The organism is Streptomyces sp. NPDC048600 (assembly GCF_055587025.1).
Genome location: NZ_JBVJGZ010000046.1, coordinates 1 through 23,488 on the forward strand (window position 1 = coordinate 1; position 23,488 = coordinate 23,488).

The following is a 23,488-nucleotide window of genomic DNA, read 5'->3' on the forward strand; positions in this document are numbered from 1 at the left end:
CCCCCCCCCCCCCCCCCCCCCCCCCCCCCCCCCCCCCCCCCCCCCCCCCCCCCCCCCCCCCCCCCCCCCCCCCCCCCCCCCCCCCCCCCCCCGCGTCGGCTGAGGCCGCCACGCCACCCGCGGCCGCCACCCCACGCCACCCGCCCCTCCCGGGCCCGCGTTGCCCCGCGGAAGTACCCCCTTTCGGGTTCCGGTCACCGGCTTTCCGGACGCGTCACGCCCTCCCCGTACAAGCTGGGGATCCCGCCGCGGCCCGTCGCCGCGACGCGCCCGAGGAGGAAGCCCGTGAGCACGCCGCCACCCCTCGCCTCTGGTCCTCAAGGCCCCGGCGCGCTGAGGCCGTTGCTCGGCACCGTTCTGGACGCCCTGGACGAGGGACGCAGGGCCCGGGGCGGTCCGATGCCCGCGGGCGGGCCCGACGCGGTCGCCGCGCGACTGGCCGACGCCGTCGGCGACGTACTGCCCGACCACGGCGACCCGGGCGCCCTGCACACGCTCGTGCGGGCCCTGGCGGAGGGCGCCGCCGACCCCGCCGAACCGCTGTGCGTCGCGCATCTGCACTGTCCGCCGCTCGCCGTCGCCACCGCGGCCGACCTCGCCGCGAGCGTCCTCAACCCGTCCCTCGACTCCTGGGACCAGGCCCCGGCCGCCTCCGCCCTCGAAGCCCTGGTCACCCGCGCCCTCGCCGCCGAGGTCCACCCGGGACGCCAGGGCGGCGACGCCCTCGTCACCACCGGCGGCACCGAGGCCAACCAGCTCGCCCTGCTGCTGGCCCGTGAGACGTGCGGCGGCGGCGTCCGGCTGGTGTGCGGCGCGAACGCCCATCACTCGCTCACCCGTGCCGCCTGGCTGCTCGGCCTGCCCGCCCCGGTCGTCGTGCCCGCCCCGGCCGGGACCCTCGACCCCGCCGCGCTCGACGACGCCCTCAAGAGCGTCACCGGCCCCCACCTCGTCGCCGCCACCGCCGGCACCACCGACGCCGGGCTCATCGACCCCCTCGGCGAGATCGCGGCGCTGTGCCGCGCCCATGGCGCCCGGCTGCACGTCGACGCCGCCTACGGCGGGCCGCTCCTGTTCAGCGACCGCCGCCGCCCCCTCCTGGACGGCCTGGCCGCTGCCCACACGGTCACCCTCGACCTGCACAAACTCGGTTGGCAGCCGGTCGCCGTCGGCCTGCTTGCCGTACGCGAACCCGGCGACCTCGCGGCCCTGCACCAGCAGGCCGACTACCTCAACGCCGACGACGACACCGAGGCGGGCCTGCCCGACCTGCTCGGCCGGTCCCTGCGCACCACACGGCGCCCCGACATCCTCAAGGTGGCGGTCACCCTCAGGACGCTCGGCCGCGCCGGACTGGGCGCGCTGGTGGACCGGGTCTGCGACCGCGCCCAGGAGTTCGCGGACCTCGTCGCCGCACACCCCGCCTTCGAGCTGTACGACCGGCCGGTCATCAGCACCGTCCTGTTCCGGCCCGCGCACGCCACCGACGAGGCCGTCGCCGCCGTACGCCGCCGTCTGCTCACCGACGGCCGTGCCGTCCTCGGCAGGGCCCGGGCCGGCGGCCGCGTCTGGCTGAAGGCGACCCTGCTCAACCCCCACACCCGGCCCGAGGACCTGGCCGCGCTGCTCAGGACCGTGGAAGGACACACCGCCCCATGAACCGCCCCCCGCACCACGACGGCGACACCCCGCGCGATCTCGTCGGCATCGGTATCGGCCCGAGCAACCTCTCCCTCGCCGCGCTCGCCCACCCGCTCGCCGAGCTCGACGCGGTCTTCTACGAGCAGCGCCCCGCCTTCCACTGGCACCCCGGTCTGCTCATCGACGGGGCCACCCTCCAGGTGCCCTTCCTCGCCGACCTGGTCACCCTCGTCGACCCCGCCAGCCCCTGGACCTTCCTCAACTACCTCAAGAGCCGCGAGCGACTCTTCCCGTTCTACTTCGCCGAGCGCTTCCGCATCCAGCGCGCCGAGTACGACGCCTACTGCCGCTGGGTCGCGGACAACCTGCCCGGACTGCGCTTCCGTCACCAGGTCGACGGCATCCGCTTCAACCCCGAGCGGGAGGTCTTCGAGGTCGACCACACCCAGCTCGACGGCGACGGGGAGGCGGAGGCCCTCGGCCGCACCGTCACCCGGAACATCGTCCTCGGCGTCGGCACCGAGCCCTACGTCCCCGACCCGCTGAAGCCGCTCGTCGACGCCCCCGGCGTACCCGTCCTGCACGCGGCCGACTACCGCGAACACCGCGAGGCCCTGCTCCAGGCCGGTCATGTCACCGTCATCGGCTCAGGGCAGTCGGGCGCCGAGATCCTCCTCGACCTGCTCCGCAACCGCCCGGCCGGCCGGGAAGGCCTCCACTGGCTCGGCCGCACCGCGGCCTTCGCGCCCATGGAGTACTCCAAGCTCGGCCTGGAGCACTTCACCCCCGACCACACCCGGTACTTCCACGCGCTCGCCGAGCCCGTCCGGGACCAGCTGGTCGGCGCCCAGTGGCAGCTGCACAAGGCCATCGACGCCGAGACCATCGCCGACATCCACGACGAGCTCTACCGCCGCACCCTGCACGGCGGCTGGCCCGACGCCGTGCTCACCCCCGGCGTCCACGTCCGCACCGCGGGCCGTATCGCCAACACGAAGATCGAACTCCACCTCGAACACCGGGTGCAGGGCACACGCAGCCGTCTCACCACCGACGCCGTCGTCCTCGCCACCGGCTACCGCGAACGCCCGCTCGGCCGCATCCTGGCCGGGCTCGACCCGTATCTGCGCCGCGACAGCGCCGGTCGCCCCCGTGTCGACGAGGACTTCCGGCTCGTCCTCGACGCCTCCGTCAGCGGCGCCGGCTGCACCGTCTATGTACAGAACGCCGAACGCCACACCCACGGCGTCGGCGCCCCCGACCTCGGTCTCGCCGCCTGGCGCAGCGCGACCATCCTCAACTCCGTGACGGGCAAGGAGCCCTACCCCCTGCCGCGCCGCACCGCCTTCACCACCTTCGGGCTGGAGGACCGAAGGTCCCAGATCCCCTCCGCGCGGACGCCCAGGGCGCTGACCCCGCTCGCGGAAGGGATCTGAGGCCGACTGGGCCCAGCCCCCGACAGGGGGCCGGGCCCGAGCCCCCGGCGGAGCCCCTGCTCCCGCCGGAGACCCCGCTCCCGGCACGGACTTCGGTCCGGCGGGGGACTCAGAACACCGGCGTGCCCTCGCGGGTCAGCTTCCAGTCCACCGACGCGAAGTCCTTCGGGTCCAGCACACCCTTGGCGGTGACCCACTCCGCGATCCGCGTACGGATCTCGGTCGACTCCGACCACAGCTCCTGCGCCGCCGCCACGTGCGGGAACGCGCCACCGCCGTTCGCACGGTAGTTGTTCACCGCGAAAACGAACTTCTGAGCATCGTCCAGCGCGGCACCGTCGTAGGTCAGGTTCCTGATCCGCGAACCCGCCGGCTGGGCGATGTCGATCTCGTAGGACAGACCCGACACGTAGTCGTAGTTGTAGTCGGGACGCCCGGCCGCGTTCGTCAGCTTCTCCACGTCCACCGCCGCGCCGGGCGCGGTCTGCGCGAAGTACTGCGCCGAGTACTCCAGGTACGCCCTGACCTGCGCGCCCGTCATCAGCTTCGCGACCAGGGTGTTGTCGTAGACGTACAGGCTGGACAGGTCGCGGATCGTCACCCGGCCCGCCGGGATCTCCGACGTGCGCGAGAACGGGGAGGCCTGCGAGATCACCGGCAGGGCTGCGTACGCGCCGCCCGCCAGTGCGGCGCGGACCACGTCCTCCTGAACCTTTGTGATCAGATCGATGATCGGAGCGTCCTTGTAGCGCGCATCGACCGTCGTGAGCGTTTCGGTCGCCGTTCCGACCACCTGGTTGACGTACTCCACGACGGCCGCGTGCTCGTCGTCGAGCAGCTGGGAGATCTTCGGGTCGTCGGCCACCGTGTTCGAGTTGCGCAGCGAGGCCGCGACCGTCTCGACCTCCCAACGGCCCTTGCGGAACACCAGACCGATGTCGAACAGGGTCAGCCGCTCCGCGTAGCACAGCGGCTCGGAGAGCACGACCGTCCGGCCCGTCTTCTCGTTGACGACCTTCAGCTCCGGGATCTCCACGTGGGCGTGGCCCACCAGGATCGCGTCGATGTCCGGCACCAGCCGCGCCACGTTCGCCGCCGCGTTCTCGACGTACGGCAGCTGGTCGCCGTAGGAGGACGTGCCCGACGAACCGCTGTGCGCGGAGACGATCACCACGTCCGCGCCCATCGACTTCAGCTTCGGCACCCACTTCGCGGCCTGCTCCTCCAGACCCGGGAACGCCAGCTTGCCCTGCACGTACGCCTTGTCCCAGATCGCGATGCCGGGGTTCGTCAGACCCAGCACCGCCACCTTCACCGGCCGCGCGCCCTTCACGTGGAAGGTCTTCATGAAGTACGGCGGGAACGCGGGCCGCAGTGTCTTGGCGTCCACCGCGTTCGCGCCCAGCAGCGGGAAGTCGCACTGCTCCTCGAACTTGCGGAGCGTCTCGATGCCGTAGTTGAACTCGTGGTTGCCGAGCGCCACCGCGTCGTACCCGATGGCGTTCATGGCCTGTGCCATCGGGTGCACCGGACCGCCCTCGGCGGTGATCGGGTCGACCTTGGCGTAGTAGTAGGTCAGCGGGGTGCCCTGGATCGTGTCACCGGCGTCGAGCAGCAGCGTGTTGCAGCGGCCCTTCTCCTCGCGCACCTGGTCGACCAGGGTCGAGATGCGCGCCAGGCCCTTGGAGTTGCCCTTGGCGTCGGTGTACTCGGCGTCCTTGAAGTAGTCCCAGTTGAAGACGTTGCCGTGCAGGTCGGTGGTGCCCATCACGGTCAGCGCGTACCGCTTCTCCCGGCCCTCGGCGGCCGGCGCGCTCTCGGCGGCCTGCGCGGCCGGAGCCGCCGCCGTGCCGGCCAGCGCCACCCCCGCCCCGGTCACGGCGGACTTCTTCAGGAACTTCCGGCGGTCCAAGGCCATGTTCGAACTCTCCTCGGCGACGAGAAACAGCAACAACGCGCGTAGACAGCGCGCGTAGATTCTGACCCGAGCATGGCGAGACGCAATAGGCCGGGCAGGTTTCGATTGGGTGACCCAACCTGTGAATCAACGGACTTGAACCGCCCGCGCGGTGACAGAGTGGGACGTATGACCACACCCGAGCCCGCGAGTCCCCAGCCGCCCGTCCCCTACGGCACACCCGGCGCGCCCCGTATCGCCGTCAGGGGCGAGGCCCACCTCGAGGTCGACCCCGAGCTCGCCCGACTCGGTATCACGGTCGGCGCACGGGGCCGCGACCGCCGCGCGGCCCTCGACGACCTCACCCGCCGCAACGCCGCCGTCCTCGACCTCGTCAGGTCCTACGGCGACGCCGTGGAACGCGTGGAGACCGGCGCCTTCTCGGTCACCCCGGAGCTCACCAAGTACGGCCGGGGCGAACGCGTGCACAGCTACCACGGCACCGTAAGGATCACCGTCGAACTCACCGACTTCACCGCCCTCGGTGAACTCACCACCCGCATCGCCGACCTGGACCTCACCCATGTCGACGGCCCCTGGTGGTCGCTGCGCCCCGACTCGCCCGCCCACCGCGAGGCCAGACAGCAGGCCGTGCGCGAGGCCGTCCAGCGGGCCCGCGAGTACGCCGAGGCGCTCGGGACCCGTCTCGTCGCCCTGCTCGAACTCGCCGACGCCGACGCCGAGAACCGTCTGGCCCACCAGGCCGGCCCCGGCCGGATGCGCTCCGCCGCCTACGCCGTGGCCGCCGAGGCCGACACCGCCGCGCCCCTCGACCTCGAACCCGAGCGCCAGCACGTGTACGCCATGGTCGACGCGCGCTTCACGATGAATCCGCCGAGCCTGTAAGGAATTCAGGCAGCCGAGCGGAATTCGAATGGAAAGGCGGGGCCGCTTCCCGGGCGGTCCGGAAGAAGCCTCCGCCCCCGGGAAAATGCTCATCGGAGCGGCCCCCTGCACAATTCAACAGTTGTCAACACTCCTTCACGCAAAGGTTGTTGAGTGGTCATGCCCGGCCAATTCTCTACCCACCGGTAAGGCATAGGCTCGAAGCATGCGCCGAGCAAAGATCGTCTGTACCCTGGGCCCCGCCACCGACTCGTACGACCAGATCAAGGCATTGGTCGAAGCCGGAATGGACGTAGCCCGCCTCAACCTCAGCCACGGCACGCACGCCGAGCACGAGGAGCGTTACCACCGCGTCCGCAAGGCCGCGGACGAGACCGGTCGCAGCGTCGGCATCCTCGCCGACCTTCAAGGTCCGAAGATCCGACTCGGCCGATTCACCGAAGGACCCGTACTCCTCGAACGCGGCGACAGCTTCACCATCACCGTCGAGGACGGCGTCGAGGGCGACCGCCATCAGTGCGGGACGACGTACGAGGGGCTCGCGGAGGACGTCACCGCCGGTGAGCGCATCCTCGTGGACGACGGCAAGGTCTGCCTGGAGGTCACGTCCGTCGACGGCCCGCGCGTGCGCACGACCGTCGTCGAGGGCGGTGTGATCTCCGACCACAAGGGGCTCAACCTCCCCGGGGTCGCCGTCTCCGTCCCCGCGCTCTCCGAGAAGGACGAGGACGACCTGCGCTGGGCCCTTCGCACCGGCTGCGACGTCATCGCCCTCTCCTTCGTCCGCAGCGGACGCGACGCCGAGGACGTGCACCGGATCATGGCCGAGGAGGGCCGCCGGCTCCCGGTCATCGCCAAGGTGGAGAAGCCGCAGGCGGTGGACGCCGTGGACGACATCGTGGCCGCCTTCGACGGCATCATGGTCGCGCGCGGCGACCTCGGCGTGGAAATGCCGCTGGAGCAGGTGCCGATGGTCCAGAAGCGGGCGATCAAGCTGGCCAAGCGCAACGCCAAGCCGGTGATCGTGGCGACCCAGATGCTCGACTCGATGATCGACAACTCACGTCCGACCAGGGCCGAGGCCAGCGACGTCGCCAACGCCGTGCTCGACGGCACCGACGCGGTGATGCTGTCCGGCGAGACGAGCGTCGGCAAGCACGCCGTCGAGACGGTCCGGACGATGGCGCGTATCGTCGCGGCGGCGGAGGAGGACATGCTCGCCAAGGGCCTGCCGCCGCTGACCGAACGCAACAAGCCCCGCACCCAGGGCGGCGCGGTGGCCCGCGCGGCGGCGGAGATGGGCGACTTCCTCGGCGCCCGGTTCCTGGTCGCCTTCACCCAGTCCGGCGACACCGCCCGCCGGCTGTCCCGCTACCGCTCCCCGATCCCCCTCCTCGCCTTCACGCCCGACCCGGCGACCCGCTCCCAACTCAGCCTCACCTGGGGCGTGGAGACGTTCCTCGGGCCGAGCGTCGACACCACCGACGCGATGGTCGCCCAGGTCGACGAGCTGCTGCTGAAATACGGCCGCTGCGAGAAGGGCGACACGGTCGTCATCACGGCCGGCTCGCCCCCCGGGGTGTCCGGCACCACCAACCTGGTCCGCGTGCACCACATCGGCGACGGTTCGGACTGACGGACTGACGGACTGACGCGGCGGCCGGGCCGGAATCGAACGGTGCGGCCGGAGCGGTGCGAACGACGGAATTGTTTGTTCGTTCGGCGATTGTTCGGATGCCGAGTTCGTTCGCTCGCATGGCTACTGCACGTGAGCGATTCCGGCGATACGACGCGAAAAACGGATGTTCACGAGAACGCGAACATCCGCCGAATGGTAGTGACCTTGGATTTAGAGGAAAAGTACCCCGGGTCGGATTCGAACCGACGCTGGATGGTGTTTGAGACCATTGCCTCTACCGCTGGGCTACCGGGGCTTCCTTGGAAACAAAGGACGACGGTCACCCGCCGTGTCCCCACCTTACCGCAGCTGGGTAGGCTCTTGTCAGCAGTACCCCGCCCTGAACAAGGAGCCCCCGTGACCGCGCCCGAGTCGCCCCAGCCCGTAGACGCGCCCGACGACGACAAGTCGCACGTGCCTCCGCTGACGACCCGTGTCGTCATCGCCGAGGACGAGGCCCTGATCCGCCTCGACCTCAAGGAGATGCTGGAGGAGGAGGGCTACACGGTCGTAGGCGAGGCGGGCGACGGCGAGCAGGCCGTCGAACTGGCCCGTGAGCACCGGCCCGACCTGGTCATCCTCGACGTGAAGATGCCCAAGCTCGACGGCATCTCCGCGGCCGAGAAGATCACCGAGGAGTCGATCGCCCCGGTGCTGATGCTCACCGCCTTCTCCCAGCGCGACCTGGTCGAGCGGGCGCGGGACGCCGGTGCCATGGCGTACCTGGTGAAGCCCTTCAGCAAGAGCGACGTCGTGCCGGCGATCGAGATGGCCGTGTCCCGGTACACGCAGCTCAAGGAGCTGGAGAAGGAGGTCGCCGACCTCACTCTGCGCCTGGAGACGCGCAAGCTGGTCGACCGCGCCAAGTCGATCCTCCAGACCGAGTACGGCCTGTCGGAGCCGGCCGCGTTCCGCTGGATCCAGAAGACGTCCATGGACCGCCGCATGTCCATGCAGCAGGTCGCCGAGGCCGTCATCCAGGACGCCGAGGAGAAGAAGGCCGCGAAGGCCGACAAGGGCTGACCCCGGCCGCGTCAAGCGTGAGGCCCGCGCCCCGGTGATCCGGGACGCGGGCCTCAGCCGTTCACGCGGGTGTCTCAGTCCTCGCCGAGGTACGCCTTGCGCACCGAGTCGTCGTGGAGCAGGTCCCGGCCCGTGCCCGACAGGACGACGCTGCCGACCTCCATCACATGGCCGTGGTCGGCCAGGGACAGCGCCGCCTGGGCGTTCTGCTCGACGAGAAGGATCGTCGTGCCCTGCGACTTGAGCTCGGCGATGGTTGCCATGATCTTCTGCATCATGATCGGGGAGAGACCCATCGAGGGCTCGTCGAGCATGAGCAGCTTCGGCTGGGACATCAGCGCCCGGCCCATGGCGAGCATCTGCTGCTCACCGCCCGAAAGGGTTCCCGCGGCCTGCTTGCGGCGTTCCCCGAGGATGGGGAAGAGGTCGTAGGCGCGCTGGATGTCCTTCTCGATGCCGGTCCTGTCGCTGCGCAGGAAGGCACCGAGACGGAGGTTGTCCTCGATCGTCATGCGGGGGAAGATGTGCCGCCCCTCGGGGGAGTGCGCGAGTCCCAGCGAGACGATCTTGTGGGCGGGGATCTTCTTGAGGGACTTGCCCTCGAAGCGGATCTGGCCGCCGACCGGCTTGAGCAGACCGGACAGCGTGCGCAGGGTCGTGGTCTTGCCCGCGCCGTTGGTGCCGATCAGGGTGACGACCTCGCCGGCCTCCACCTTGAAGGAGATGCCCTTCACGGCCTCGATCTTGCCGTAGGCGACCCGGAGGTCCTCGACTTCGAGCAGTGCGGTCATCGGTCGTTCTCCTTGCCGGGCGCGTTGTCCTTCGGTGCGTCGGCTGCTGCCTCGGCGGCCCCGTCCTCCGCGGCCGCGACCTCCGCCGCCTCCTTCGTGCCCGGGTCGCCCTCGAAGGGCTCGCCGAGGTAGGCGGCGACGACGCGCTCGTCGCCCTGGACGGTCGCGCTGTCGCCCTCGACGAGCTTCTCGCCCTGGACGAGCACGGCGACCCGGTCGCAGAGGTTGAAGATGAAGCGCATGTCGTGCTCGATGACGAGGACGGCGATGCCCATGTCGCGGATGGCGAAGACCAGTTCCTCGGTGGCCCGGGTCTCCTGGGGGTTCATACCGGCGGTGGGCTCGTCGAGGAGCAGCAGGCCGGGCTCGCTGGCCAGGGCTCGCGCGATCTCCAGCTTGCGCTGCTCGCCGTAGGGGAGGTTGCGCGCGAGGTGCTCCGCCTTGCTCGCGAGCCCGACGAACTCCAGGAGTTCCATGGCGCGTGCGCGGGAGGCGGCCTCGGCCTTGTGGAAGCCGGGACCGCGCAGCAGGGCGGACCAGAGGCCTTCCTTGGTGCGGGTGTGCCGGCCGACCAGGACGTTCTCCAGGACCGTCATGTTGGCGAACAGACGGATGTTCTGGAACGTACGGGCGACGCCGGCCGCGGTGACCTTGAAGGACTTCGGCGGCAGGACCTGGCCCTTGTAGCGGACCTCGCCCTCGGTGGGCACGTACAGACCGGTCAGGCAGTTGAAGAAGGTCGTCTTGCCGGCGCCGTTGGGGCCGATGAGTCCGACGATCTCACCGCTGTTGACCTGGAGGTCCACGCCTCGTACGGCGGTGAGGCCGCCGAAGCGCATGGTGACGCCGCGGGCGTCGAGCACCGTCGTGCTGGTGGCGGCGGTGTCCTTGGTGGTGGTTTCGGTGGTCATGTGGTCAGGCCCCTGCCTTGCCGAGGACTGTGGGAGCGGCGGCGTCCTCGTGGAACTCGAGCTGGCGGCGCCGGTTGGGGATGAGGCCCTCCGGGCGGAAGCGCATCAGCAGCACCAGCGCGAGGCCGAAGGCGAAGAGCTGGTAGTCGCCGAGGAACTGAAGCTTGGCCGGGATGAGGTAGAGCAGGGCGGCGCCGACGAGCGGGCCGCTGATGGTGCCCATGCCGCCCAGGACGACGGCCGCCAGCAGGAACGCGGAGTTCGGCGGGACGACGTGGGCGAACTGGTACTGCTCCGGCGTCACGGTGTACGTGACGTGGGCCTGCACCGTACCGGCGAGACCGGCGAGAGCGGCGCCCAGGGCGAAGGCGATGAGCTTGACCCGGAAGCCGTTGATGCCCATGGCCAGCGCGGCCGTCTCGTCCTCGCGGATGGCGATCCAGGCGCGGCCGATACGGGACTCGCTGCTGCGGCGGAAGACCACCACGACGATCAGCGTGATGAGGAGCATCAGCAGGAAGTAGTTGGCGAACCGCGCGATGGTGAAGCCGAAGATGGTGTGCTCGACGCCGAAGTCGAAGCCCAGGATGTTGAGGTTGGGGATGGCGGAGATGCCGTTGGAGCCGTTGGTGACGTCGGGGCCCGAAGTGCCGTCCAGGTTGAGGACGGTGATACGGAAGATCTCACCGAAGCCGAGGGTGACGATGGCCAGGTAGTCGCCGCGCAGACGCAGGGTCGGTGCGCCGATGATGACACCGAAGATCATGGCGACGGCCGCGCCGACCAGGGCGGAGGCCCAGAACGGCAGCTGGAGGTCGAACGGCGAGGAGGGGGACCCGGAGACCATGGCCGCGGTGTAGGCGCCGACACCGAGGAAGGCGACGTAACCGAGGTCGAGCAGGCCCGCGAGGCCGACGACGATGTTCAGACCGAGGGCCACGGTCGCGAAGATCAGGATGTAGACGCCGATCGTCGCGTACTGGTCGTCGGACTGGGTGAAGGGGAACGCGGCGGCCGCGGCGAAGGCACCGGCCATCGTGACCGTGCGGTACTTGGTGGTGAGCGCCGAGACCCGGCCCACGAGGCCGGCCTTGGCGAGAGCCGCGAAGCCGAAGGCGGCGGTGATCATGAAGCCGATGAACAGTTCGTCGTACTCGGTGCCGATGCCGTACGTGAAGACGGTCAGGCCGACGGTGAGCGCGGCGACGATGATCAGGATCTCGGCGTACGCCGGGAGCTTGCGCGCCGGAGCGGAAGTGCCGGTCGCGAGCGAGGCCTTGAGGACCGCGCCGGCTCCGCGCAGCTTGTGACGCTGATGCTCGGTCCAGCTGTCATCGGGATCGATGGGCTCGGGCCGGGGCCAGTCGAACGACAGCGAGAACGCGCCGAGCACGGCCGCGAGCGTGGCCACGCCGGCGATCCAGCCGCCGGGCTCCAGGTTCACCAGGCCGCCGAGCTGGGCGCTGATCGCGATGATCGTGTACCAGGCGGTGGCGAAGGTGCCGAACGCGGCGAGCCGCAGGGCGCTGTCGGAGCCGGCCGGGGTCAGCCAGCGCAGACCCTTGATGCCGTACGAGGAGAGGCCCAGCAGAGTGGTGAGGGCGCCGCCGATGAGGACCAGGACCTGGAGGCCGCCGGGGTAGCCGTAGACGGTGAGGTCCCCGGGGAACTCGGAGGTCCAGGTCCATGCCATGAAGGTCGAGACGACGGCGAGGGCGCCGCCGGCGGTGGCCAGGGCACGGGCGAGGGGCTGGGGGAGCCCGATCAGACCGGCGTGCTTGACGGCGTCGTCGCTGGGGGACGTCTCGGGTGCGGTTGTCTGTGTCGTCATCGGTCTCACGCCCTGTCCGCGACGCGTTCGCCGAGCAGACCCTGGGGCCTGACCAGCAGTACGAGGATGAGGAGTACGAAGGCCCAGACGTTGGCCCAGGACTGGCTGCCGAACTGCTCCATGCCGGGGATGTCGGCGATGTAGGCCGTCGACAGGGCCTCGGCGACGCCGAGGACGATGCCGCCGAGCATGGCGCCGTAGATGTTGCCGATGCCGCCGAGGACGGCCGCGGTGAAGGCCTTGAGGCCGAGGATGAAGCCCATGCGGAACTGGACCTCGCCGTACTTGAGGCCGTAGGCGACGGCTCCGACGGCGGCGAACGCGGCACCGAGGGCGAACGCGATCACGATGATGCGGTCGGTGTTGATGCCCATGAGCTTGGCGGTGTCGGGGTCCTGCGCGGTGGCCTGCATGCCGCGGCCGGTGCGGGTCTTCATCACGAAGTACGCGAGGATCGCCATGCTGATGGGAGCGGCGACGAGGAGGAAGACGTCGCCGGTCTGGATCGTGACGTTGCCGATCTCGAAGGGGCCGCCCTCGATCTGCGGGAAGGTGATCGCGGAGTTCGCGTCCGGGTACCAGGCCCAGACCGCCTGCTGCAGGGCGAGCGAGAGGCCGATGGCCGTGATCAGCGGGGCGAGGCGTGGAGCGGTACGCAGGGGACGGTAGGCGAACCGTTCCGCCCCCATGGCGACAAGCACGGCGACGATGATGCCGCCTATGAGCATGAGGGGCAGAGCCACCCACATCGACGTGCCGTCGGGCAGCACGTAGAGCCAGACTGTGAGGGCACCGAACCCGCCCACCATGAAGATCTCACCGTGGGCGAAGTTGATGAGCTGGACGATGCCATAGACCATTGTGTAGCCAATGGCGACCAGCCCGTACATGGATCCTAGTAGCAGGCCGTTGACCAGCTGCTGCGGCAGTTCGTTCACCGCATGTCCTCCGAGACGTTTCGGATGATTCGACGGATGGGACCGGATGCGAGTCCGCGCGGGGCGCCAGTGTTGCAGCGCCCCGCGCGGCTCAGGGGTGGTGCGTGAGGAGGTGTCAGCCGGTGTAGGTGCCGGACTTGACCGGGGCCCACTTGCCGTCCTTGACGGCGTACACGGTGAGCTGCTTGTTGGTCGCGTCACCGAACTCGTCGAAGGAGACCGTGCCGGTCACACCGTCGAAGGAGACGCCCTGCATGGCCTCGGTGACCTTGGCACGCGCGTCGTCCGGGAGCTTGCCGCCGTTGTCCTCGACGACCTTCTTCACGGCCTCGATGATCGCCCAGGCGGAGTCGTAGGAGTAGCCGCCGTAGGCCTCGAAGGCCTCCTTGTAGCCCGCGGCCTTGTAGTTGGCGACGAACTCCTTCGCCGAGGGCAGTTCCTCGACCGGGGCGCCGACCGAGGTGGCCAGGTCGCCGGTGCCGGCGGCGCCGGTCAGCGAGATGAAGTCGGCGCTGTAGATGCCGTCACCGCCGACGAGCGGGATCTTGGAACCGGCGGCCTTGATCTGCTTGCTGAGCGGGCCGGCCTGCGGGTACTCGCCGCCGTAGTAGACGACGTCCGCGCCGCTGCTCTTGACCTCGGTGGCCACCGCGGAGAAGTCCTTGGTGTCGGGGTCGATGTGCTCGGTGCCGACGACCTTGCCGCCGAGCTTCTTGAACTCCTCGGTGAAGGTCGACGCCAGGCCGGCGCCGTAGGTCTTCTTGTCGTCGATGACGAAGACCTTCTTCTTCTTGGCGTCGTTGTAGACGTACTGCGCGGCGAACGGGCCCTGGATGGCGTCCGTGGTCGCGGTGCGGAAGTACGACTTGTAGGTGCGCGCCTTCGTCTTCTGCCAGTCCGCGCCCTGGGTGAGGGCGGGGTTGGTGTTGGCGGGCGAGACCTCGACCAGCTTGGCGTCGTCGAAGACCTTCTGCATGGACTCGGCCACGGAGGAGTTCAGCGGGCCGACGACACCGAGGACGTCCTTGTTGGCGACGAGCTTGGTGGCGTTCTGCTGGCCGGAGGACGGCTGGGCCTGGTCGTCCAGGGCCTGGACCTCGAAGGTCACACCTTCGACGTACTTCTCCTTGTTGGCCGTCTTGGCGGCGAGGTCGACGGAGTTCTTGATGCCGAGACCCAGCGCGGAGAGGTCACCCGTCAGGGGGGCGTCGACACCGATGACGACCTTGGTGGTGCCCGAGGCGCCGCTGTTGTCCGAGCCGCCGCCGTTCTCGTCGCGCGAGCCGCAGGCGGTGAGGGTGAGAGCTCCCGCTGCCAGCGCGGCGGTAATGGCGATGAGCGAACGTTGACGCACGATCCAGTCCTTTCCCTGGCGCGGCCCTCCCTGGTGGGAGAGCCGAGTCGAGCGCTGGGGCCGAAGTGACTTCGATTCCGTTGGCGCGGTGACTGGGCGTGACTCTAAGCGTGGGTGGGGAACTGGGAGGAGTGCCTGACGAAGGCTGTGACTCTCTTGTTATGACACGAGGTAATGCAGAGCGGTACTTCCTGGGGGGAAGCGCGGAATTCTAGCCGATTCGCGAAGTCTGCATTGTGAGACGCGCAGGACGGACTCCGTCACCAACAGGAGTGATCTAGCGTTTTGGTGATGTCGCAAACTCGTTGCTGCAGGCTACTTGCAGAGCGCCCGCCAGATCCTGTGCGTAGGGGGTGCCGAGGATGAAGCTGTGCGTCTGTATTGCGCGCGCATTACGTAGAGTTACGTCGAGGAAAGGGAGCCCGGCGCTCCGGGGTACTTTCCCGCATTCCGTCACCCACATGCTGATGCGGATCTTGTAGGGGATTTGGGCCCTTGTCCGGAAAGGCGGGCGAGGATTCGATGTCATGGAAAGGCCGGAGTACGGCTGAGATATCCGCAGCACCGTAATCTGTGGACCGGATGCCACGTTCAGCGAGATTTCGAAGGCGAAACTACCCCTCGGGGCACTGGATGGTGGGGTCGCGGGGCCGACATAGTCGACTCTGACCACCTGTGAGGGGTAGGGCGGCGCTGCCTTCGGTGGCGGCTCCGGCCGGGTGGCGTAGAGGTAGCCGCCCGCGACGAGGAGGGCGGCGGCGCTCGCGCCCGCGATCAGGGCGCGGCGGGCGGGGCCGCCGCGCGGGAGCAGCGGAGGGCGCGCCTTCAACAGGGGCCGCTCCAGGGTCCCTTCGCCCGGTTCGACGGGGCCTGTGCCGCTCAACTCCACGGCCCCCCGGTCGGTTCGCCCGCGCGGTGGCGATCGGCGCAGTGCCGGTGGGCCTGACGGTCTATCAACCGCCTTGCGGCCGCGGAGCCGTGACGCTCCCGTTCGGCGCGGGCGGCATCGACGACAGCGATGAGGATCTCGTACTGCCCGTTGGAGAGGCCCATCGACTGGTAGTCCCCGTACGTGCCGCTGTCGAGGACCTCGCGCGACCAGTGGGCGACGATCCGGGCGCACAGGTCGGCAGGCGTGGTGGTGTGCGGCGACTGCGCCCCGGAGGCGGCCGCCTCGTCCGCCGGCCGGTCCGCGTCGGCGCATCCGGAGATCAGCGGGCCGGACAACAGGAGTGCCCCGCACAGCGCCGCTCCCCACGAGAGGTGCCCTCTCGTTGTCATGTACCGACGTTATGCCTCCGCGCGTACGGGATCAACGGGGTGGCGGCGCGGCGTCCTTGGACGGGCGGGGTTTGGCGTGATCGTTTCGGGTCGGGCCGGGGACCTTGCCGTCCACAGGGCGCATGCGGAACCGCGCGGGACGTGGTTGCCTCGCGGCGGGTCTGCCGGGCCGGGTGGCCCGGGGCGGGGGCAGGGCCCGCGTGGGTCGCGTACGTCGCGACCCACGCGGGCTTCGCCGGCTGACTACCGGCGGCCGTCGTCCGGTGCCGGGTGACCGCCGGTCTCCGTGCGGTGCGGGGTGTCCGTCGGTCTCCGTCCGGTGCCGGTCAGGCCTGGGCGCCCACCCGCTCCGCGTCCTTGGGGCCGACGTCGCGCAGCAGGCAGGTCAGCCGCGCGCTGCACACGCGCCGCCCCTCCTCGTCGCTGATCACGATCTCGTACGTCGCCGTGGACCGGCCCTGGTGGACGGGCGTGGCCACACCGGTGACGACGCCGGAGCGCACGCCGCGGTGGTGCGTGCAGTTCAGGTCGACACCGACGGCGATCTTCGAGACGCCGCCGTGCAGCATCGAGCCGATCGAGCCGAGGGTCTCGGCCAGCACCGCGGAAGCGCCACCGTGCAGCAGGCCGTACGGCTGGGTGTTGCCCTCGACCGGCATGGTGCCGACGACCCGCTCGGCGGAGGCCTCCACGATCTGGACGCCCATGCGCGTGCCGAGATGCCCCGCGGAGAACAGGGCGGGCAGGTCGACGCCGAGGGCCGCGTACTCGTCGAGGACCTCCTGCGGGAACTTCACGTGCTGCTGCTCGCCCATGGACCCGGCTCCGTTCGTTCGGCCAATACGTCACTCTCGGCTGAGCAAACGCTCAGTCGGTCGCCGATTGTTCCAGACGGACCACTACGGACTTGCTGGCCGGGGTGTTGCTGGTGTCCGCGGTGGCGTCCAGCGGGACGAGCACGTTGGTCTCCGGGTAGTAGGCGGCCGCGCAGCCCCGCGCGGTCGGGTAGAGCACGACCCGGAAGCCCGGCGCGCGACGCTCCACGCCGTCCCGCCACTCGCTCACCAGGTCCACGTACGCGCCGTCGGCGACCCCGAGGGCCCGCGCGTCCTCGGCGTTGACCAGGACCACGCGCCGGCCGCCCCGGATGCCCCGGTAGCGGTCGTCCAGGCCGTAGATCGTGGTGTTGTACTGGTCGTGCGAGCGCAGCGTCTGGAGCAGCAGCCGTCCCTCGGGCAGGTCGGGGAACTCCACCGGCGCGGCGGTGAAGTTGGCCTTGCCGGTCGCGGTGGGGAAGCGGCGCTCGTCGCGCGGGGCGTGCGGCAGCGTGAAGCCGCCGGGTTGCTCCACGCGCGCGTTGAAGTCCTCGAAGCCGGGGATCACGCGCGCGATGCGGTCCCGGATCGCGGCGTAGTCCTTCTCGAACTCCTCCCACGGTGTGTTCGACCCCTCGCCCAGCACCCGCCGCGCCAGCCGGCACACGATCGCCGGCTCCGACAGCAACTGCCTGCCCGCGGGCTCCAGGCGGCCCCGGGAGGCGTGCACCATGCCCATCGAGTCCTCGACGGTCACGAACTGCTCGCCGCCGCCCTGGACGTCGCGCTCGGTACGGCCCAGCGTCGGCAGGATCAGGGCACGCGCGCCCGTGACCGCGTGCGAGCGGTTCAGCTTGGTCGACACATGCACGGTCAGCCGGGCGCGCCGCATGGCCGCCTCGGTGACGTCGGTGTCGGGGGAGGCGGAGACGAAGTTGCCGCCCATGGCGAAGAAGACCTTCGCCTCGCCGTCGCGCAGCGCCTGGATCGCGCGGACGACGTCGAAGCCGTGCTCGCGCGGGGGCGCGAACCCGAACTCCTTCTCCAGGGCGTCGAGGAAGGCGGGCGCGGGCCGTTCGAAGATGCCCATCGTGCGGTCGCCCTGCACGTTGGAGTGGCCGCGCACCGGGCACACGCCCGCGCCGGGGCGGCCGATGTTGCCGCGCAGCAGCAGGAAGTTGACCACCTCGCGGATGGTCGGCACCGCGTGCTTGTGCTGGGTGAGGCCCATCGCCCAGCACACGATCGTGCGCCTGGACGCCAGCACCATCTCCAGGGCCCGCTCGATCTCCTGGCGCGACAGGCCGGTCGCCGCGAGGGTCTCGTCCCAGTCGGCGGCGCGGGCGGCCTCGGCGAACTCCTCGAAGCCATGGGTGTGCTCGCGCACGAACAGCTCGTCGACGCCGCCCTCGGTCTGAAGGATCAGCTTGTTGAGGAGACGGAACAGGGCCTGGTCGCCGCCGATGCGGATCTGGAGGAACAGATCGGTGAGCGAGGCGCCGGTGGTGAGCCCCTTGGCGGTCTGCGGGTTCTTGAAGCGCTCCAGGCCCGCCTCGGGCAGCGGGTTGACGCTGATGATCCGCGCGCCGTTCGCCTTCGCCCGCTCCAGGGCGGAGAGCATGCGCGGATGGTTGGTGCCGGGGTTCTGCCCGGCCACGACGATCAGATCGGCCTGGTAAAGGTCCTCCAGCAGGACGCTGCCCTTGCCGATGCCGATGGTCTCGTTGAGCGCCGAGCCCGACGACTCGTGGCACATGTTGGAGCAGTCCGGCAGGTTGTTGGTGCCCAGCTCGCGCGCGAACAGCTGGTAGAGGAACGCGGCCTCGTTGCTGGTCCGGCCCGAGGTGTAGAACACGGCCTCGTCGGGGGAGCCGAGCGCGGCGATCTCCTCGGCGACGATGTCGAAGGCGCGCTCCCAGGTGACCGGCTCGTAGTGCTCGCCGCCCTCGGGCAGGTACATCGGGTGCGTGAGCCGGCCCTGCTGGCCCAGCCAGTAACCGCTGCGGTTCGCCAGGTCGGCGACGGGGTGCGCGGCGAAGAACTCGGGGGTCACCCGGCGCAGCGTGGCCTCCTCGGCGACCGCCTTCGCGCCGTTCTCGCAGAACTCCATCGCGTGCCGGTGGTCCGGCTCGGGCCAGGCGCAGCCCGGGCAGTCGAAGCCGTCCTTCTGGTTGACCCGCAGCAGGGTCAGCGCGGTGCGCTTGACGCCCATCTGCTGCTGCGCGACACGCAGGGTGTGCCCGATGGCCGTGAGCCCCGCCGCCGCGTGCTGCGGCTCCGCGACCTCGGGTGCGTCCTGGACCGGATCGGCGGTGGGCGGCTTCGTTGCCATGCCACGCTCTCCTTTTACTCCTGCGTGTGTGCGGTACCTCTTCGATCCTCGCACGGGGCACCGACAGCGGGAGCCGCCGGGCTTACGGGCTGTGCGGGCATGGTGCGCGGGGGGTGACGGGTTCTTTCGGGTGCGGGTGCGGGTGCGGGTGCGGGTGCGTGTGTGGGGCTGGGCGCGGGTGCTCGCGTGGCGCTCCTCGTCCCGCAGCCGCCCCCGGCGAGGGCGTGGGCGTGGCGCGTCCCCGTCCGCCGGCCGCCCCTCGAGCGGTGTCGCCCGGGAGGTGGGGGCCGAGTGTCAGTGGGGCGTGGCAGGATCGGGGGCGTGGCAGAGACAGCATCGAAGAAGACCGACAAGACCTCCGGCGACCGTCCGCGGCTGATGCTGATGGACGGGCACTCGCTGGCCTACCGCGCGTTCTTCGCGCTGCCCGCGGAGAACTTCACCACCGCGACGGGCCAGCCGACGAACGCGATCTACGGCTTCGCGTCGATGCTGGCGAACACCCTGCGCGACGAGGCGCCCACGCACTTCGCGGTGGCCTTCGACGTCTCGCGCAAGACCTGGCGCTCGGAGGAGTTCACCGAGTACAAGGCGAACCGCTCCAAGACCCCGGACGAGTTCAAGGGCCAGGTCGAGCTGATCGGCGAGCTGCTCGACGCGATGCACGTCTCCCGGTTCGCGGTCGACGGCTTCGAGGCCGACGACGTCATCGCCACGCTCGCCACCCAGGCCGAGGCCGAGGGCTTCGAGGTGCTGATCGTCACGGGCGACCGCGACTCCTTCCAGCTGGTGTCCGAGCACACCACGGTGCTGTACCCGACCAAGGGCGTCTCCGAGCTGACCCGGTTCACCCCGGAGAAGGTGTTCGAGAAGTACGCCCTGACGCCCGCGCAGTACCCGGACTTCGCCGCCCTGCGCGGCGACCCGTCCGACAACCTCCCCGGCATCCCGGGCGTCGGCGAGAAGACGGCCGCGAAGTGGATCAACCAGTTCGGTTCGTTCGCCGAGCTGGTCGAGCGCGTCGAGGAGGTCAAGGGCAAGGCCGGGCAGAACCTCCGTGACCACCTGGAGGCCGTCAAGCTCAACCGGCGGCTCACCGAGATGGTGCGCACCGTCGAGCTGCCCAAGGGAGTCGCCGACCTCGAGCGCCTGCCGTACGACCGCAAGTCCGTCGCGATGGTCCTGGACACCCTGGAGATCCGGAACCCCTCGCTGCGCGAGCGGCTGCTCGCCGTCGACCCGGGCGCCGAGGAGGCCGAGACCACCCCCGTCGTCGCCGACGGCGTCGAGGTGGAGGGCACCGTACTGGGCACCGGCGAGCTGACCGGCTGGCTCACCGAGCACGGCACCGGAGTGCTCGGCGTCGCCACGGTCGGCACCTGGGCCCTGGGCACCGGCTCGGTCGCCGAGATCGCGCTGGCCGCGCCCGACGGGGCCGCCGCCTGGTTCGACCCGTCCCAGCTGGACGAGGCCGACGAGCGCACCTGGGCGGCCTGGCTCGCGGACGAGGCCCGGCCGAAGATCTTCCACAACGCCAAGGGCGCGATGCGCGTCTTCGCCGAGCACGGCTGGAGCGTCGCCGGCGTCGGTATGGACACCGCGCTCGCCGCCTACCTGGTCAAGCCGGGCCGCCGCACCTTCGACCTGGACGCGCTGTCCCTGGAGTACCTGGGCCGCGAACTGGCCCCGGCCGCCGCAGCCGACGGACAGCTCGCCTTCGGCGCGGACGACGGCGCCGAGGCCGAGGCGCTGATGATCCAGGCCCGCGCGGTCCTCGACCTCGGCCAGGCCTTCGAGGGCCGGCTGGAGGAGGTCGGCTCCGCCGAGCTGCTGCGCGACATGGAGCTGCCGACCTCGGCGCTGCTCGCCCGGATGGAGCGGCACGGCATCGCGGCCGACCGCGCCCACCTCGAAGCCATGGAGCAGATGTTCGCCGGTGCCGTGCAGCAGGCCGTGAAGGAGGCGCACGCGGCGGCCGGGCACGAGTTCAACCTGGGCTCGCCCAAGCAGCTCCAGGAGGTCCTCTTCGGTGAGCTGGGCCTGCCCAGGACGAAGAAGACCAAGACCGGCTACACCACCGACGCCGACGCGCTGGCCTGGCTCGCGACCCAGACGGACAACGAGCTTCCGGTGATCATGCTGCGCCACCGTGAGCAGGCGAAGCTGCGGGTCACGGTCGAGGGCCTGATCAAGACCATCGCGACGGACGGCCGTATCCACACGACGTTCAACCAGACGGTGGCCGCCACGGGCCGTCTGTCGTCCACCGACCCGAACCTGCAGAACATCCCCGTCCGCACGGACGAGGGCAGGGCGATCCGCCGCGGCTTCGTGGTCGGAGAGGGCTTCGAGTCCCTCATGACGGCCGACTACAGCCAGATCGAGCTGCGCGTGATGGCCCATCTGTCCGAGGACGAGGGCCTGATCGAGGCGTTCACATCCGGCGAGGACCTGCACACCACTGTCGCCTCGCAGGTGTTCGCCGTCGAGCGATCGGCGGTGGACGCCGAGATGCGCCGCAAGATCAAGGCCATGTCGTACGGCCTGGCCTACGGTCTGTCCGCGTTCGGCCTCTCCCAGCAGCTGAACATCGAGGCCGCCGAGGCGCGCGGTCTGATGGACACCTACTTCGAGCGCTTCGGCGGGGTGCGGGACTATCTGCGCCGGGTCGTCGACGAGGCCCGGGCGACGGGCTACACGGCCACGCTGTTCGGCCGCCGCCGCTATCTGCCCGACCTCAACAGCGACAACCGCCAGCGCCGCGAGGCGGCCGAGCGGATGGCGCTGAACGCACCGATCCAGGGCACGGCGGCGGACATCGTCAAGATCGCCATGCTGCATGTGGACAAGGCCCTCCGCGAGGCGGACCTGACCTCCCGCATGCTCCTCCAGGTCCACGACGAAATCGTCCTGGAGATCGCCCCCGGCGAGCGCGAGGCCGTCGAGGAGGTCGTCCGCCGCGAGATGGCCGGCGCCGTGCACCTCCTCGCTCCGCTGGACGTCTCGGTGGGCGTGGGGGCGGACTGGGAGTCGGCGGCGCACTAGGCATACCACGCAGCCTTGTGCGACGGCCTCCGCCGGCAGTACGCCGCCGGGGGCCGTCGGCCGTTCTCCGAGCCTTCGCGGCCCTCGTCAGCCGGCCGTTCTCAGCACTACTCACCGGCCCCCGCCCGGTCCGGCCGCGTGCCGTACCCCCGGAGAGCCGTCACCCGCGTGGCCCCCGCGGGAAAGCAGATCGGCGTCTTCGGCCGTCAGGATGCGGGCATGGGTATACGCATGCTCGACCGCCGGCCGGCCCGACAGCCGCTCGCGCCGGTCCCCGCCTTCGCCGCCGGGGCAAGCACCGCCCGTATCGTCCTCGGCCCGGCCGAGGCCGTCCGTAGCGTCGCCGCGGACCTCGCCCGCGCGCTCGCCCGGTGCCGGGCCCTCGGGCCGCTCGTCCGTTTCCGCCCCCTCGTCGTCGGCCGGCTGTCCGGTACGGCTCCGTGGCGGCAGTGGGCCGATCTGGCGGGCGGCTACCTCGCCCTCCTGCTCGCCCTGCTGCCTCGCACCCGCCCGGCCGGCACGCTGACCGTGTTCGTCGCCGCGGGGCCTGCCCTCAGCGCGCCGCCCGGCTCGGCTCCCTGCTGGTCACGTCCTGAGCCGGGGCCGGGCGCCACACCCTGACCGCGACGGCGTACAGCAGGACTCCGACGAGCAGTCCGGCGCCCACCCCGAAGCACAGGGTCGGGATCAGCTCCCACGGCTTCGCGGAGGCGCCCCGCTCGGCCCACCACTGGGCCACCCGCTGGACCGCCGCCCCGAGCGCGCAGCCGCCGATCAGCGCCCCGGCCGCCCACCGGTCCCTCGCGGACAGCGACGGCAGCCCCACCGGCTCGGCGGCGGGCACCCGTCGCAGCGCCCGTGCGAGGAACACCAGGATCACCGCAGCGGCGACCGCCGAACCGCCGTACTGGAGGTACCAGAACAGCGGTGAGCCCGCGATGTCCCGGTCGAGCACGGGGAAGACGCGCAGGCCCCAGCCGTCGAAGTGCGTGAACGCGTCCCACACGACATGCGTCAGCGCTCCGAGCGCCGCGGAGACGTACCACCACGCCGCCGCCGAGGCCCGCACACGCGCGCGTGGCGCCCCGCAGCGCAGCAGCGTCGCCGTCCGGGGCCGCCGGCGTCGGGGGAGCAGCGCGACGAGCGGTTCGCGCACGAGGAGCCAGAGTCCGACCAGGGCCCACGAGACGAGCACATCGACCGTGAACACCCCGGGGAACGAGTGCGTGAACTCGCCGAACTCCATCGCCCCGGACACCGCGCCCGCCGCGTAATAGGTCAAGTCGGGCGAGAACGAACCCGCGATCAGGGCGGCCGGCATCAACGCCCCGCGGCCGGTTCCGTCGGTGCGCACGACGGGCAGCACGGCGGCCGCATGGCTCAAGGTGAACGGCAAGTGCTCTCCCTGTGAAGGATGTTGGGCCGGACCCGCACTCCTGGGCCGCCTCCGCAGTTCAGTATGCGCGACCGACCTGCGCGGAAACGGCCTCCGATGAACATCCGAACATCGACCAACGCCACATGGCCAAACGGTGAAAACGGGGCGCGAACCGGTCCACGGGGCAGGGAAGTTGTCGTAGGGTCGCGTGGTGCGGCGCACCGGAGCGAG

17 protein-coding genes and 1 tRNA gene are annotated in these 23,488 nt (G+C 70.6%); 7 read left to right on the forward strand and 11 right to left on the reverse strand.

The window, feature by feature from the left end:
• Positions 1–285 precede the first annotated feature (285 nt).
• Both ACZ6SQ_RS36165 and ACZ6SQ_RS36170 read left to right on the forward strand, forming a co-directional pair.
• Positions 286–1,659 (forward strand): pyridoxal phosphate-dependent decarboxylase family protein, encoded by a 1,374-nt coding sequence (locus ACZ6SQ_RS36165; protein WP_469569868.1) that lies wholly within the window; start codon positions 286–288, stop codon positions 1,657–1,659.
• Positions 1,656–3,077, forward strand: a complete 1,422-nt coding sequence (locus tag ACZ6SQ_RS36170; protein WP_469569870.1) for a lysine N(6)-hydroxylase/L-ornithine N(5)-oxygenase family protein — start codon at positions 1,656–1,658, stop codon at positions 3,075–3,077. The genes ACZ6SQ_RS36165 and ACZ6SQ_RS36170 overlap by 4 nt, the downstream gene beginning before the upstream one ends.
• Positions 3,078–3,186: 109 nt before the next feature.
• Here the strand turns inward: ACZ6SQ_RS36170 and ACZ6SQ_RS36175 are convergent, their stop codons facing one another.
• Positions 3,187–4,995, reverse strand: coding sequence for a bifunctional metallophosphatase/5'-nucleotidase (locus ACZ6SQ_RS36175; protein ID WP_469569873.1), 1,809 nt, complete (start codon positions 4,993–4,995; stop codon positions 3,187–3,189).
• A 168-nt stretch (positions 4,996–5,163) separates the two neighbouring features.
• On the opposite strand from ACZ6SQ_RS36175, the gene ACZ6SQ_RS36180 reads away from it, so the two are divergent.
• Entirely contained in the window at positions 5,164–5,880 is a 717-nt protein-coding gene (locus ACZ6SQ_RS36180; protein WP_469569876.1) for an SIMPL domain-containing protein, read from the forward strand.
• Between the two features lie 205 nt (positions 5,881–6,085).
• Positions 6,086–7,516 carry a pyruvate kinase gene (gene pyk, locus ACZ6SQ_RS36185; RefSeq protein WP_469569878.1) on the forward strand — a complete coding sequence of 477 codons (1,431 nt, stop codon included), beginning with the start codon at positions 6,086–6,088 and terminating at the stop codon, positions 7,514–7,516.
• 225 nt (positions 7,517–7,741) lie between these two features.
• Here pyk and ACZ6SQ_RS36190 read toward each other — a convergent pair.
• Positions 7,742–7,814: transfer RNA gene (locus ACZ6SQ_RS36190), tRNA-Leu, on the reverse strand.
• A 101-nt stretch (positions 7,815–7,915) separates the two neighbouring features.
• Between ACZ6SQ_RS36190 and ACZ6SQ_RS36195 the strand changes: the two genes are divergently transcribed.
• Positions 7,916–8,581: an ANTAR domain-containing response regulator gene (locus ACZ6SQ_RS36195; RefSeq protein WP_386380277.1), complete on the forward strand. Its 666-nt coding sequence runs from the start codon at positions 7,916–7,918 to the stop codon at positions 8,579–8,581.
• Positions 8,582–8,655: 74 nt separating this feature from the next.
• Here ACZ6SQ_RS36195 and ACZ6SQ_RS36200 read toward each other — a convergent pair whose 3' ends face one another.
• From ACZ6SQ_RS36200 to ACZ6SQ_RS36235, 8 genes are all read right to left on the reverse strand, one after another.
• Positions 8,656–9,372, reverse strand: a complete 717-nt coding sequence (locus tag ACZ6SQ_RS36200) for an ABC transporter ATP-binding protein (RefSeq protein ID WP_386380276.1) — start codon at positions 9,370–9,372, stop codon at positions 8,656–8,658.
• Entirely contained in the window at positions 9,369–10,283 is a 915-nt protein-coding gene (locus ACZ6SQ_RS36205) for an ABC transporter ATP-binding protein (RefSeq protein WP_469569882.1), read from the reverse strand. Before ACZ6SQ_RS36205 ends, ACZ6SQ_RS36200 begins: the two co-directional genes overlap by 4 nt.
• 4 nt (positions 10,284–10,287) lie before the next feature.
• Positions 10,288–12,114 carry a branched-chain amino acid ABC transporter permease gene (locus tag ACZ6SQ_RS36210; protein ID WP_469569884.1) on the reverse strand — a complete coding sequence of 609 codons (1,827 nt, stop codon included), beginning with the start codon at positions 12,112–12,114 and terminating at the stop codon, positions 10,288–10,290.
• Positions 12,115–12,119: 5 nt separating this feature from the next.
• A complete protein-coding gene (locus ACZ6SQ_RS36215) occupies positions 12,120–13,052 on the reverse strand; it encodes a branched-chain amino acid ABC transporter permease (protein WP_469569886.1) in 933 nt (310 codons plus the stop codon).
• Between the two features lie 115 nt (positions 13,053–13,167).
• A complete protein-coding gene (locus ACZ6SQ_RS36220) occupies positions 13,168–14,406 on the reverse strand; it encodes a branched-chain amino acid ABC transporter substrate-binding protein (protein ID WP_469569889.1) in 1,239 nt (412 codons plus the stop codon).
• Positions 14,407–15,285: 879 nt separating this feature from the next.
• Positions 15,286–15,687, reverse strand: a complete 402-nt coding sequence (locus ACZ6SQ_RS36225) for a hypothetical protein (RefSeq protein ID WP_469569892.1) — start codon at positions 15,685–15,687, stop codon at positions 15,286–15,288.
• Positions 15,688–16,013: 326 nt separating this feature from the next.
• The gene (locus ACZ6SQ_RS36230) at positions 16,014–16,502 is read right to left on the reverse strand and encodes a hotdog fold thioesterase (protein ID WP_389329328.1); all 489 of its coding nucleotides are present in this window, start codon (positions 16,500–16,502) and stop codon (positions 16,014–16,016) included.
• 52 nt (positions 16,503–16,554) lie between these two features.
• Complete coding sequence (locus ACZ6SQ_RS36235) at positions 16,555–18,834, reverse strand: FdhF/YdeP family oxidoreductase (RefSeq protein ID WP_469569895.1); 2,280 nt, start codon at positions 18,832–18,834, stop codon at positions 16,555–16,557.
• Positions 18,835–19,155: 321 nt separating this feature from the next.
• On the opposite strand from ACZ6SQ_RS36235, the gene polA reads away from it, so the two are divergent.
• Both polA and ACZ6SQ_RS36245 read left to right on the forward strand, forming a co-directional pair.
• Positions 19,156–21,879 carry a DNA polymerase I gene (polA, locus tag ACZ6SQ_RS36240; protein ID WP_469569897.1) on the forward strand — a complete coding sequence of 908 codons (2,724 nt, stop codon included), beginning with the start codon at positions 19,156–19,158 and terminating at the stop codon, positions 21,877–21,879.
• A 219-nt stretch (positions 21,880–22,098) separates the two neighbouring features.
• On the forward strand, positions 22,099–22,500 hold the full coding sequence (locus tag ACZ6SQ_RS36245) for a hypothetical protein (RefSeq protein ID WP_469569900.1): 402 nt from the start codon (positions 22,099–22,101) through the stop codon (positions 22,498–22,500).
• Here the strand turns inward: ACZ6SQ_RS36245 and ACZ6SQ_RS36250 are convergent.
• Entirely contained in the window at positions 22,433–23,275 is an 843-nt protein-coding gene (locus ACZ6SQ_RS36250; protein WP_469569903.1) for a DUF4184 family protein, read from the reverse strand. The two genes, ACZ6SQ_RS36245 and ACZ6SQ_RS36250, sit on opposite strands and share 68 nt — an antisense overlap.
• Positions 23,276–23,488: the final 213 nt, after the last annotated feature.

Excerpts from the sequence above, each read along its gene's own strand:
- ACZ6SQ_RS36170 (WP_469569870.1), top strand. The coding sequence starts at position 1,656 with ATGAACCGCCCCCCGCACCACGACGGCGACACCCCGCGCGATCTCGTC.
- ACZ6SQ_RS36175 (WP_469569873.1), bottom strand. The coding sequence starts at position 4,995 with ATGGCCTTGGACCGCCGGAAGTTCCTGAAGAAGTCCGCCGTGACCGGG.
- ACZ6SQ_RS36180 (WP_469569876.1), top strand. The coding sequence starts at position 5,164 with ATGACCACACCCGAGCCCGCGAGTCCCCAGCCGCCCGTCCCCTACGGC.
- pyk (WP_469569878.1), top strand. The coding sequence starts at position 6,086 with ATGCGCCGAGCAAAGATCGTCTGTACCCTGGGCCCCGCCACCGACTCG.
- ACZ6SQ_RS36200 (WP_386380276.1), bottom strand. The coding sequence starts at position 9,372 with ATGACCGCACTGCTCGAAGTCGAGGACCTCCGGGTCGCCTACGGCAAG.
- ACZ6SQ_RS36205 (WP_469569882.1), bottom strand. The coding sequence starts at position 10,283 with ATGACCACCGAAACCACCACCAAGGACACCGCCGCCACCAGCACGACG.
- ACZ6SQ_RS36210 (WP_469569884.1), bottom strand. The coding sequence starts at position 12,114 with ATGACGACACAGACAACCGCACCCGAGACGTCCCCCAGCGACGACGCC.
- ACZ6SQ_RS36225 (WP_469569892.1), bottom strand. The coding sequence starts at position 15,687 with ATGACAACGAGAGGGCACCTCTCGTGGGGAGCGGCGCTGTGCGGGGCA.
- ACZ6SQ_RS36230 (WP_389329328.1), bottom strand. The coding sequence starts at position 16,502 with ATGGGCGAGCAGCAGCACGTGAAGTTCCCGCAGGAGGTCCTCGACGAG.
- ACZ6SQ_RS36235 (WP_469569895.1), bottom strand. The coding sequence starts at position 18,834 with ATGGCAACGAAGCCGCCCACCGCCGATCCGGTCCAGGACGCACCCGAG.
- ACZ6SQ_RS36245 (WP_469569900.1), top strand. The coding sequence starts at position 22,099 with ATGGGTATACGCATGCTCGACCGCCGGCCGGCCCGACAGCCGCTCGCG.